Source organism: Streptomyces fractus (genome assembly GCF_049844455.1).
In the GTDB taxonomy this organism is placed as follows: Bacteria; Actinomycetota; Actinomycetes; order Streptomycetales; family Streptomycetaceae; genus Streptomyces; species Streptomyces fractus.
The window spans coordinates 5,202,248-5,214,086 of record NZ_JBMYHI010000002.1 but is presented as its reverse complement, the minus strand read 5'-3'; the positions used below and the strand labels follow the sequence as shown (position 1 = coordinate 5,214,086).

Here is an 11,839-nt window from a genome sequence, read left to right as displayed (position 1 = left end):
TCTGCCATGTTTCTTCGCTCACGTCCCACAACCGTCCTGCTGTTGCTGGGGGCGCTGGCCTTCGGCGGCGCGCCCACGGCGGCGTCCGCGTCCACCGCCTCGGTGTCGGTGTCGACGCACGCCGGGAGCCCGGCTTCGAAGACGGCCACGAACGGCTCGAACGCCTCGAAGGTCACGAAGACGACCTACTCCAAAGTGAGCAAGTCGAAGTTCGGCAAGAATAAAAAGAAGAAGTCCAAAAAGGGCGGGATGTTCGGCTGGATCCTCATCCTGCTGGTCGTCATCGTCGTGCTGGTGGTCGTGAGCCGGCTGCTCAAGCGCCGGTCGTAATCCACCGTCCCTCTTCCCTTCGGCACCGGTTAACGGCTCAATGCCAGGGTCACCCACGTCACTTCCGACACCCTGGGGAGCCGCAGCATGTGCACCGACGACGTACGAGGCGACGAACACGGCATCGGCAGACGCGCGCTGCTCGTGACCGGCGCGGCGACCGCGCTTACCCTCGGCACCATGAGCTTCGCCAGCGCCGCCGAGGGCTCGCGGTCCACCAAGACGCTCAAGGGCACGCTGCCCGCGGGCGCCCCCGACTACGTGTACCTGCCGGTCGAAGTCCCCTCCGGGGTACGGGAGATCCGGGTCTCCTACACGTACGAGAAGGCCACCGGTCTCCCGGCCGGCACGCAGAACAACGCGCTCGACATCGGCCTCTTCGACGAGCGCGGCACGGCGCTCGGCGGCGAGGGCTTCCGCGGCTGGTCGGGCGGCGCCCGCACCGAGTTCTTCGTCCGCGCCGACGACGCGACGCCCGGCTACATCCCGGGCCCCGTCCGCCCCGGCCGGTGGAACATCGCGCTCGGCCCGTACACGGTGGCGCCGGAGGGCCTGCCGTACGAGGTGACGGTGACGCTCACGCACGGGAAGCCGGACGCGACGCCCCGGCCGCAGTACCCGCCGCAGCGGGCCCGCGGCCGGGGCCGCGCCTGGTACCGCGGGGACTGCCACCTGCACTCCTGGTACTCGGACGGCCGCCGCACACCGGCCGAGATCGGCGCGCTCGCCCGTGAGGCGGGCCTGGACTTCATCAACACGTCCGACCACAACACGCACTCCGCGCACGCCCATTGGTCGGACGTGGCGGGCGACGACCTCCTCGTGATGATCGGCGAGGAGATCACCACCCGTAACGGCCATGTCGTCGCCCTCGGCATGGAACCCGGCACGTTCGTCGACTGGCGCTACCGGGCCCGCGACAACCGCTGGGCGAAGTACGCGCAGCAGATCCGCCGCGCGGGCGGCCTGGTCGTCCCCGCCCACCCGCACGCGACGTGCGTCGGCTGCGGCTGGAAGTTCGGCTTCGGCGAGGCGGACGCGGTCGAGGTGTGGAACGGCCCGTACACGCCGGACGACGAGGTGTCGCTCGCGGACTGGGACAACACCCTGGTCGCGCACGCCCGTTCCAAGGGCCGCACGGGCTGGCTCCCCGCGATGGGCAACAGCGACGCGCACCGCGACCCGGACCGCGTCGGCGGCCCGCAGACCGTGGTCCTGGCGGACGACCTGAGCCGCGAGGCCATCCAGGCGGGCATCAAGGCGGGCCGCTCGTACGTCGCCGAGACCAAGGACATCGAGGTCACGTTCACGGCGACCGGCGGCAAGGGCGAGACCGCGGGCATCGGCGAACGCCTCACGGCCGCCCCCGACACTCCGGTCACGGTGGACCTGAAGGTGAAGGCGCCCGGCGACTGCACGCTGCACATCGTCACGGACCAGGGCACCCTCTTCACATCCGCCGCGGGAGCGTCCTCCGCGACCTGGCGGACGACGCCGGCCTACGCGGCGTACGTCCGCGCGGAAATCCGCCACACCCCCACGGTGACCGGGCTGCCCGGCCCCCTGGCCGCGTTCACGAACCCGATCTTCCTGGGCCCATGAGGCCGCGCCTCCCGTCGAGCCTTTCAAGCCCCTGCGGCGACTGAGCCTTTCAAGCCCCGCCGACGATTGAGCCTTTCAAGCCCCGCCGGCGATTGAGCCTTTCAAGCCCCGCCGGCGATTGAGGCGCGGGGTCCGGGGCAGAGCCCCGCGGCCGCAACACCGGCGCCGATGCCTACGCCCTGGGGCGCTGCCCCAGACCCCGCTGCTCAATCGCCGCAGGGGCTTAATTGGGCTAGTCGTCGACGACCAGCACCGGAGTCCGCCGGTTCAGGACCTCGCCCCGGAAGAACGCCGGGCTGCGGCGGCCCATCACCAGCATGATGACCACGCCGACGAGCAGCAGGCCGACGCCGATCACGAAGACCGAGCCGATGCCGAGGACCGAGGAACCGCTGCCGTAGGCCGGGTTCCACATGTCGACGAGGGTCTTGATGAAGACGGCGGACAGCAGGACGCCGCCGAGCAGCGGGAAGACGCCCTTGAAGGCGAGGTCGCGGACCGAGCGGCGCAGTTCCGCCTTGAAGTACCAGGCGCAGGCGAAGGCCGTCAGCGCGTAGTAGAAGCAGATCATGAGGCCGAGCGCGTAGATCGTGTCGACGAGGACGTGCTCGGAGACCAGCGTCATGACCGTGTAGAAGACGGCCGTGGCGACGCCCGCCGTGACCGTCGCACGGCCCGGCGTGCGGAACTTCGGGTGCACGCGCGCGTACGACGCCGGCAGCGCCTCGTACGTCGACATGGCGAGGACCGTGCGGGCGACCGGGATGAACGTCGTCTGGAGGCTGGCCGCGGCCGAGGCGAGGACGGCGACGAAGAGGGCGATGCCGAGCGTCGGGCCCATCACCGGACCGGCGAGCGCCGCGAAGACGTTGTCGGAGGTCTCCGGGTTGGCGAGGCCGAGGCCCTTGCCGCCGGAGCCGACGACCATCTGCGCGGCGACGCCCGTCGCCAGGTAAGAGCCGACGAGGACGACCATCGCGATGAGGGCGGCGCGGCCCGGCGTCTTGTCGCTGCCGATCGTCTCCTCGTTCGCCGTGAGGCAGGTGTCCCAGCCCCAGTACATGAAGATCGACAGGGACAGGCCCGCCGTGAACGCCCCGAAGGACTGCACGGAGAACGGGTTCAGCCACGACCAGGAGAAGTGCACCGAGGTCGCGGCGAAGTCGGCGGAGCCCGCCTTGGCCACGGCCATCGCGACGAAGACGGCGAGCACCACCAGCTGGAGCCCGACCAGCGTGTACTGCACGCCCTTCGTCGCGGTCATGCCCCGGTAGCTGATCGCGGTGGCGGCCGCGATGAGGGCGAGGCACGTGACGATGTGGACGGCCTTGTTGTCGTCGAGCGCCGCCACCGACGCGTTGTTGGTGATCTCGCCGGCGAGCAGCCAGAAGTACGAGGTCGCGACCCCGGCCAGGTTCGAGAGCACGATGATCGTCGCGATCACCAGGCCCCAGCCGCACATCCACCCGACGCGCGGCCCGAACGCCTTCACGGTCCAGGTGAAGGACGTGCCGCAGTCCGGCATGACCTTGTTGAGCTCCCGGTACGCGAAGGCGACGAGCAGCATCGGCAGGAACCCCGCGAGGAAGACCGCGGGCATCTGGAGCCCGACCTCGCCGGCCGTGGAGCCGAGCGTGGAGGTCAGGCAGTAGACGGGGGCGACCGTGGAGACGCCGATGACGGCGCTGCCGAGCAGCCCGACGGAGTTCCCGCCGAGGCCCTTGCCCTTCCCGTTGCCCGTTCCGCTCTCGGGCCGCACGTCCAGCTGAGTCATGAACAGGACGTTAAATCCTGCGGTTTCCACATCTACCGGGATATCTCCGGAGATGCCGACTTAGCTATCCACGGCCATTTCGGACACTTTCCCGAGATTCCGAAGGGGCTTTGCGCATTCTAGTCGCAGAACACAAGGCGAATCGACCGGTGTCCGATATTCGGGAATCGCAGCCGGGTCCGAAATGACCGGTTCCAAACTTTCCCGTGCCAGTTCCGTCACGTCACCCGGGCCACACGATCGACTGCCACTCGCTGTACGCGTGCAGGGCGTACGAGCCGACGTCCCGGCCCACCCCGCTCTTCTTGAAGCCGCCGAACGGGGCCTCCATGTTCCGGCCGATGGTGTTCACGCCGACCCCGCCGGCCCGCAGCCGCCGCGCGACCCGGAAGGCCCGCGCGACGTCGCCGGACCACACGTAGTCGATGAGGCCGTAGTCGGAGTCGTTGGCGAGGGCGACCGCCTCGTCCTCGTCGCCGTCGAAGGGCACCACGGCGACGACGGGACCGAAGATCTCCTCGCGGACGACGCGCATGTCGTTGGTGCAGTCGGCGAGCAGGGTGGGCGCGACGTAGAAGCCTTGATCGAGACCGGCCGGCCGCTCGCCACCGGCGACGACGGTCGCGCCTTCCTTCCGCCCCAATTCCACGTACGACTCGACCCGCTCCCGGTGTGCCGCCGAGATGACGGGCCCGACGACCGTGCCCTTCGCGCGCGGGTCGCCGACCTTCATGTAGCCGATGTACGCGGTCAGCTTGGCGACGAACTCGTCGTACACGGACCGGTGCACGATCGCCCGCGTCGGGGCCGTGCAGATCTGCCCGCTGTAGAAGGCGTACGTCGTCCCGATGCCGGCCACCGCCGAGTCCAGGTCCGCGTCGTCGAGGACGACCGCGGCGCCCTTGCCGCCCAGCTCCATCAGCTGCCGCTTCATGGACCGGCCGCAGACCTCGCCGATGCGCTGCCCGACGGCGGTGGAGCCGGTGAAGGACACCATGTCGACGTCCGGGGAGTCGACGGCGGCCTCACCGACGGCGACCGACGTCCCGCTCACGACGTTCACGACTCCCGCCGGAACGCCCGCCTCCTCGAGCGCGGCCGCCATCCGGAACACCGACAGCGGGTCCTGCGGCGCGGGCTTCACGACCACCGTGTTGCCCATGGCGAGCGCCGGCGCGACCTTGCCGGCCGGGTTGGCCCACGGGTTGTTGTACGAGGTGATGCAGGTGACGACGCCGACCGGCTGGCGCACGGCGAGCGCGCCCGTCACGCCCGCCTTCCCCATCGGCCCGGCCTCGTTGATCTGCGGCGTCATCGCCTCCTCGACCGGCTCCAGGGCCCCCTTCGCGTACCGCCGGAAGCGCGAGACGCCCACGGCGACCTGCATGCCGCGCGCGGTCCCGGTCGTCGCCCCGCTCTCCGCCTGCGCCAGCTCGGCGTTGCCGACGAAGTCCCGCTGCATGAGGTCGGCGGCCCGGTCGAGGATCGCGGCCCGCTCCTCCGGCTTCGTGCGCGACCACGCCTCGAAGGCGTCGCGGGCCGCGCGCGCGGCGTCGTACACCTGCTGCCGCGAGGCCTCGGGGGCGTGCCCGACGACGGACTCGGACGCGGGGTCGACGACGTCGTAGTGCCCGGCGCCGGGCTCGACCCACTCGCCGCCGATGAACAGCCTCTGGGATTCGGTCACTTGGTGCTCACCGTCCGGGTGTCGGCGCCCGACCGCAGCACCTTGCCGGGCACGGCGCCGCTCACGACGTCGCCGCGCATTGCCTCAACTCCGTTGACCCACACGGCATTTATTCCGATGGCCTTGGAGTCGAGCCGCGGGCTGTCGCCGGGCAGATCGTGCACGAGGGTCGCCTTACCGGCGTCGATGGTCTCGGGATCGAACAGCACCAGGTCGGCGTGCCACCCCTCCTGGATCCGCCCCCGCTCCCGCAGCCCGAACAACTGCGCCGGATCATCGGTGAGCATCTTCACGGCGGCCTCCAGGCCCAGCAGCTTCCGCCCCCGCAGGCAATCCCCGATGAACCGGGTCGTGTACGGCGCCCCGCACATCCGGTCCAGGTGCGCGCCCGCGTCGGACCCGCCGAGCATGACGTCCTCGTGGTTCCAGGTCTCGGCCCGCAGCGCCCAGGAGTCGGGGTCGTTGTCGGTGGGCATCGGCCACAGCACCGTACGCAAGCGGTCATTGGCGCAGATCTCGACGAGACACTCGAAGGGTTCCTGCCCCCGCTCGGCGGCGATGTCCTTCACGACCCGGCCGGAGAGCCCCTCGTTCGCCTCGGAGTACGTGTCCCCGATGACGTAGCGCCCGAAGTTCGCGAGCCGCCGGAAGACGCCGGCCTCCTTGCTGTCGGCGCGCCGCAGCATCTCGCCGCGCACCTCGGGATCGCGCAGCTTGGCGATCCGCTCGTCGACGGGCAGCCCGAGAATCTCGCCCCACCCGGGTATCAGATTGAGCGCGCAGAACGTCCCGAGGCTCATGTTCATCGGCGTCAGGATCGGCATCGTCAGCGCGACGATCCGCCCGCCGGACTTCCGGGCCCGCTCGCTCGCCTCCAGCTGCCGCGGCACCCGCTCGGGCACGGCGGCGTCGATGGTGAGGACATTCCAGTTGAGCGGCCGCCCGGCAGCGGCACTCATGTCGACGAACAACTCGATCTCGTCGTCGCTGAACTGGTCGAGACACCCGGCGACGATCGCCTCGATCTGCGTCCCCTCGTGCTCGCCGACCGCCTTGCTGAGCGCGATCAGCTCGGCGGGCTTCGCGTGCCGGGAGGCGACGGGCTCGCCGTCCCCGTCGGAGTGCGAGGACGACTGGGTGGTGGAAAGGCCCCAGGCCCCGGCGTCCATGGCATCCTTCAACAGCCCGACCATCTGGTCGAGTTGCTCCCGCGTCGGCTGCCCGCCGACGGCGTCGGCGCCCATCACGTACCGCCGCAGCGCGCAGTGCCCCACCATGAACCCGGCGTTGACGGCGATCCGCCCGTCGAGCGCACCGAGATAGTCCCCGAACGAATTCCACGTCCACGGCGCGCCCTGCTCCAGGGCGACCAGGGACATCCCCTCCACCCGGGACATCATCCGCCGCGTGTAGTCGGCGTCACCGGGATGCGCGGGGTTCAACGGGGCGAGCGTGAAACCGCAGTTGCCGCCCGCGACCGTCGTCACCCCGTGATTGAGCGAGGGCGTGGCGTACGGGTCCCAGAACAACTGGGCGTCGTAGTGCGTGTGCGGATCGACGAACCCGGGCGCGAGCACGAGCCCCGAGGCGTCCTCGGTGCTCCGGGCGTCCTCGGTGACCTGCCCGGCCTCGGCGATGACGGCGATCCGCCCGCCACGGATCCCTACGTCGGCGGTATAGGCGGGCGCGCCGGTCCCGTCGACAACGGTGGCGCCCTTGATGAGGTGGTCGAGCATACGAGTCCGTCTCCCTTCATTCTCAAGCCCCGCCGGCGATTGAGGCGCGGGGTCCGGGGCAGAGCCCCGAGACGTGTGCAACGACTGGGCCCCGGCTCTCCTGTCCGGGAGGAGGAGAGCCGGGGCCGGCCCAACCGGACTACACAGCCGACCGGAACCTGGTCGTCCGGTGCACCGGATCCGTGTCGATCTTCGGAATGACGTGCTCCCCGATCAGCTTGATCGAGTTGAGCGTGTCCTCGTGCGAGATGCCGATGGGCAGCCCGAACGACAACTGGTCCGCCCCCGCCTGCTCCCACCGCTTGCACTGCTGGAGCACCTCGTCCGGGTCACCGCAGATCATCAGCTCCTCGGCGATGAGCAGCTCGATGATCTCCTCGGAGTAGTCCGGAAGCAGCTCCGGCCACTCGGGGATGCCCTCGGGCCGCGGGAACGTGTCGTGGTACCGGAACAGCAGCGACTGCAGGTAGTTGAGCCCGCCGCCGACGGCTATCTGCACCGCCTTCTCGTGCGTCTCGGCACAGATCGCCGTGGACGTCACCATGACGTTGTCGTTGACGAAGTCGCCGATGGGGTCCGGGTCCTGGATGGCGGTCTTGTACTGCTCCAGGACCCACTCCATGTCGGAGACCTTCTGGACGCTGAAGCCCAGCACGCCGAGCCCCTTCTTGGCCGCCATGGCGTACGACGGCGGCGACCCGGCCGCGTACCACATGCCGGGGTGCGACTTCCCGTACGGCTTGGGCAGGATCTTGCGGGGCGGCAGCTCCCAGTGCTTGCCCTTGAACCCGACGTACTCGTCCTGGAGCCACATCTTCGGGAACTCGCGGATGGTCTCTTCCCAGATCTCCTTCGTGTAGTTCATGTCGGTCACACCCGGCATGAACCCGAGGATCTCGTGGGAGCCGGCGCCGCGTCCGCTGCCGAACTCGAAGCGCCCCTCGCTGAGGTGGTCGAGCATGGCCACCTTCTCGGCGACCTTCACCGGGTGGTTGACCGGCGCGAGCGGGTTGAAGATGCCGGAGCCGAGGTGGATCCGGTCCGTCGCGTGCGCCAGGTACCCGAGGAAGACGTCGTTCGCGGAAAGGTGCGAGTACTCCTCCAGGAAGTGGTGCTCGGACGCCCAGGCGTACTTGAAGCCGGACTTGTCCGCCTGGATGACGTACTCGGTCTCGTTCATGAGCGCGCGGTGCTCGGCCGTCGGGTCGGTCAGCGCCTGCTTGCCCAAGTATCCCTGTACAAAGAGCCCGAATTCCAAGGAGGTTCACCGTCCTCGTAGTTTCTGACGCATCGTCAGATTGCTTGCAACGACTGTTCCACCGGGCCCGCCGACCGTCAATACCTGACGCATCGTCAGCTACGCCTCCGACGGGCGCGGGCCGGTCGGTCACAACACGCTGACGCCCGCCAGCCACCCGCCGTCCACGACGAACGGCTGGCCCGTGATGTACGCCGAGTCCTCCTCGGCGGTGAGGAAGAGCGCGAGCCGCGCGACCTCCTCGGGCTTTCCGACCCGGCCGAGCGGCACGAGCTTGCTGTACAGCTCGTCGAGCGCCTTGGCGGACTCCTCGGTGTTCGCCTCTGGGTCGAGCTGGGACGGATTGCTCATGGCGGTGTCGATGGCACCGGGGCAGACGGCGTTGACGCGGATCTTCTGCGCGGCCAGCTCCAGCGCGGCGACCCGTGTGAGCCCCACGATGGCGTGCTTGGTGGCGGTGTACGCGCCGACGTACGCCATGCCCGTCACCCCCGTGTACGAGGAGGTGTTGACGATGGAGCCGCCGCCCGCGGCGCCGATCTCGGGCGCGACGGTCTTGATGCCGAGGAACGCCCCGACCTGATTGACCTGAATGATCTGCTGGAACTCGTCGAGCGGCGTCGAGACCAGCTCGTTGAACCGCAGGATCCCCGCGTTGTTCACGAGCCCGTCGATCTTCCCGAAGGCGGCCTTCGCCGAGGCGACGGCGGCGACCCAGTCCTCCTCCTTGCTCACGTCCAGGTGTACGTAGACGGCGTTGCCGCTGCCGATGTCCTTGGCGACGGCCTCGCCCTGGTCGTCGAGCACGTCGGCGACGACGATCTTCGCCCCTTCCGAGGCGAAGAGCCGTGCCTCCTGCTCCCCCTGTCCGCGCGCCGCACCGGTGATGAGGACCACGCGTCCGTCGAGCTTGCCCATGCGTCAAACCCCTTAGCTTGTCGGTCGGTTGAGGTTGTTCAGGTGCGGTGCGGTCTCGGCGGCGAAGGCCGCCATCTGGTCGGTGAGCTCCTCGCGCGTCCGGCTGCGGAAGCGGATCTGGATCTGCTGCACGCCCATCGCCGCGTAGGCCCGCAGCGACTCGGCGATCGCCTCGCCCGGCCCGGACAGGGTGCGCCGCCCGACATCCCACGTCGGCTCGCCCACGTACAGCGGTTCGGTGATGGCGCCCACGGTGAGCGGCGCCTCGATCCCGGCCTCGGCGCGCAGCCGGCGCAGCTTCTCGATCTGCTGCGGGAGCCGGTCCCTCGGGTCGCCCTGCGGCAGCCACCCGTCGCCCTTGAGGGCGGCGCGCCGCACGGCGGGAGCGGACGACCCGCCGACCCAGATGGGCACACGCCGCTGGGCGGGCCGGGGGCGCTGCCCGAGCCCCTCGAACTGGAACAACTCCCCTTTGTGCACGGGGAATTCTTCCGGCCCCAGCGCCACCTTCAGCGCATCGACGCTCTCGTCGAGCACGACTCCGCGCCGCGCGAAGTCGACGCCGAGCGCCTCGAACTCCTCCTCGACGTGCCCGGCCCCGACCCCCAGGACGAGCCGCCCGCCGCTGAGGTGGTCGAGGGTCGCGTACTGCTTGGCCGCGGCGAGGGGGTGCCTGAGGCCCACGATCGCGACGTGGCTGAGCAGCCGTACGCGTTCGGTGACACCGGCCAGGTAGGCGAGCGTGGCGACGGGGTCGTACCAGGTCGTCGACATGGCGTCGGCGAGCCGGCGCGGGATGGCGACGTGGTCGCAGCTCGCGATGTAGTCGAACCCGCTCCGGTCGGCGGTCCGGGCGATCTCGGCGAGATCCTCCACACCGGCGCCGGCCTCCCATGGCTCGGCGTAGAGGGTGCTCTGGGACTGGATCGGGAGCTGCATTCCGTACGCGAGCGACACCATGAGGTCCCCTGCCGGTCAGGTTTCTGACGGTCCGTCATTTCTGCCGGACGCCCAACATCCTCACGTCTGACGCACCGTCAGGCAACCCTGAGCGCACGTCGGTTTCCTTTGGGGTCGGGATCGACACCGGTCTCTCGACGAACCCGGGGTGCACATCGGTTCCCTCTGGGTCCGGCGCCGACACCGACCTCTCGACCGTCACCCACCCGCCCCTCCGGGCCGCGCTCGACCGCGCCCCTCGCACCGATCACGGCAGCAGACGGCCAAACGGCACACATGGAAAGGTGGTGCCATACGCGGTACCATATGTGGCATGACTCTCAAGCGAACCACCGTGTACGTGGACGCCGAGGACCTTCAAGTGATCAAGGAAGCCGCCGCCCGGGAAGGCGTCTCGGAGGCCGAGATCATCCGCCAGGCCGTCCACAGAACAGCCCTCGCCCGGAAGACCTGGGACGAACCGTTCTTCGCGCGCACCTACCCTCCCGCGTCCGGGAAGGTGACGGACACGGCCGAGGCCACGGAAGCCATGTGGGAAGAGAAGGCCCGGCAATACCGGGACAGCAAGGGCGACGCCGCGTGATCCTGCTGATCGCCGACACCTCCGGGCTCCTCGCCGCATTGGAAGAGGGGCATCCGGACGGACCGGGCGCGCGGGAGGCGCTCGACAGGGCGAGCACCCTGGTGGTCTCCCCTGCGATCCTCGGCGAACTCGACCACCTCGCCACCCGCGAGCTGGGTCGCCGGGCCGCCGTCGAGGCCGTGGACGACCTCTGCCGCCGCATGCGCTCGGGCCGCGCCGAAGCCGCATCCGTGACCGTGTCGACGCTCGAGCAGGCACAGATGGTCCGCGCACATTACGCGGCACTGGACCTGGACCTGACCGACGCGGTGAACGTGGTACTGGCCCGCGACTACGACACCAACGCCATCCTGACGCTCGACCGCCGCGACTTCCGGGCGATCGCCCCGCTCAGCCCCCACAAGGCGTTCCGCCTACTACCGGACGACCTCTGACGCCTGCCCCGGAGGGGGCGGGCCCCAGGGCGACAGGTTGGGCGCTGCGGAGGCGCCGGCTCGGAAGCGCCACCGACGGGGACCGAAGCCCCCGGAGGGGGGGTCCCAGAGCGACAGGCCGGGCAAGGCGCCCCGGCGCAGACCGGGCACCGCGGAAGCGGCGGCCCGGGAGCACCACCGACGGGGGACCGAAGCCCCCGGAGGCGGGGCCCCAGGGCGACAGGCCGGGCCAGGCGCCCCGGCGCAGGCTGGGCGCTGCGGAGGCGCCGGCTCGGAAGCGCCACTGACGGGGGCCGAAGCCCCCGGAGGGGGGCCCAGAGCGACAAGCCGGGCAAGGCGCCGCCGGCGCAGGCCGGGCACCGCGGAAGCGGCGGCCCGGGAGCACCACCGACGGGGGACCGAAGCCCCCGGAGGCGGGGCCCCAGGGCGACAGGCCGGGCCAGGCGCCCCCGGCGCAGACCGAGCACCGCGGAAACGGCGCCCCGGAAGCACCACCGACGGGGGCCGAAGCCCCGGAAGCAGCGGGCCCCCAGGACGACAGACCGGGCAAGGCGCCC

10 protein-coding genes are annotated in these 11,839 nt (G+C 70.3%); 4 read left to right on the top strand and 6 right to left on the bottom strand.

Annotated elements, in window-relative coordinates; genetic code table 11:
- Window positions 1–6: 6 nt before the first annotated feature.
- Window positions 7–330, top strand: a complete 324-nt coding sequence (locus ACP4E5_RS25575) for a hypothetical protein (RefSeq protein ID WP_425832488.1) — start codon at window positions 7–9, stop codon at window positions 328–330.
- 87 nt (window positions 331–417) lie between these two features.
- Window positions 418–1,932, top strand: a complete 1,515-nt coding sequence (locus ACP4E5_RS25570) for a CehA/McbA family metallohydrolase (RefSeq protein ID WP_425832486.1) — start codon at window positions 418–420, stop codon at window positions 1,930–1,932.
- Between the two features lie 232 nt (window positions 1,933–2,164).
- Here ACP4E5_RS25570 and ACP4E5_RS25565 read toward each other — a convergent pair whose 3' ends face one another.
- The 6 genes from ACP4E5_RS25565 to ACP4E5_RS25540 form a co-directional block, all read right to left on the bottom strand.
- Window positions 2,165–3,706, bottom strand: a complete 1,542-nt coding sequence (locus tag ACP4E5_RS25565; RefSeq protein WP_425832484.1) for an APC family permease — start codon at window positions 3,704–3,706, stop codon at window positions 2,165–2,167.
- 223 nt (window positions 3,707–3,929) lie between these two features.
- The gene (locus tag ACP4E5_RS25560) at window positions 3,930–5,393 is read right to left on the bottom strand and encodes an aldehyde dehydrogenase family protein (protein ID WP_425832482.1); all 1,464 of its coding nucleotides are present in this window, start codon (window positions 5,391–5,393) and stop codon (window positions 3,930–3,932) included.
- Complete coding sequence (locus ACP4E5_RS25555; RefSeq protein WP_425832480.1) at window positions 5,390–7,129, bottom strand: N-acyl-D-amino-acid deacylase family protein; 1,740 nt, start codon at window positions 7,127–7,129, stop codon at window positions 5,390–5,392. Before ACP4E5_RS25555 ends, ACP4E5_RS25560 begins: the two co-directional genes overlap by 4 nt.
- Window positions 7,130–7,268: 139 nt before the next feature.
- Complete coding sequence (locus ACP4E5_RS25550; RefSeq protein ID WP_425832478.1) at window positions 7,269–8,387, bottom strand: LLM class flavin-dependent oxidoreductase; 1,119 nt, start codon at window positions 8,385–8,387, stop codon at window positions 7,269–7,271.
- A gap of 129 nt (window positions 8,388–8,516) precedes the next feature.
- Window positions 8,517–9,305 carry an SDR family NAD(P)-dependent oxidoreductase gene (locus tag ACP4E5_RS25545; RefSeq protein ID WP_425832476.1) on the bottom strand — a complete coding sequence of 263 codons (789 nt, stop codon included), beginning with the start codon at window positions 9,303–9,305 and terminating at the stop codon, window positions 8,517–8,519.
- A gap of 12 nt (window positions 9,306–9,317) precedes the next feature.
- Entirely contained in the window at window positions 9,318–10,265 is a 948-nt protein-coding gene (locus tag ACP4E5_RS25540) for an LLM class F420-dependent oxidoreductase (protein ID WP_425832474.1), read from the bottom strand.
- Window positions 10,266–10,578: 313 nt separating this feature from the next.
- Between ACP4E5_RS25540 and ACP4E5_RS25535 the strand changes: the two genes are divergently transcribed.
- Complete coding sequence (locus tag ACP4E5_RS25535) at window positions 10,579–10,848, top strand: ribbon-helix-helix domain-containing protein (RefSeq protein WP_425832472.1); 270 nt, start codon at window positions 10,579–10,581, stop codon at window positions 10,846–10,848.
- Window positions 10,845–11,282 (top strand): PIN domain-containing protein, encoded by a 438-nt coding sequence (locus ACP4E5_RS25530; protein ID WP_425832470.1) that lies wholly within the window; start codon window positions 10,845–10,847, stop codon window positions 11,280–11,282. Before ACP4E5_RS25535 ends, ACP4E5_RS25530 begins: the two co-directional genes overlap by 4 nt.
- Window positions 11,283–11,839 lie beyond the last annotated feature (557 nt).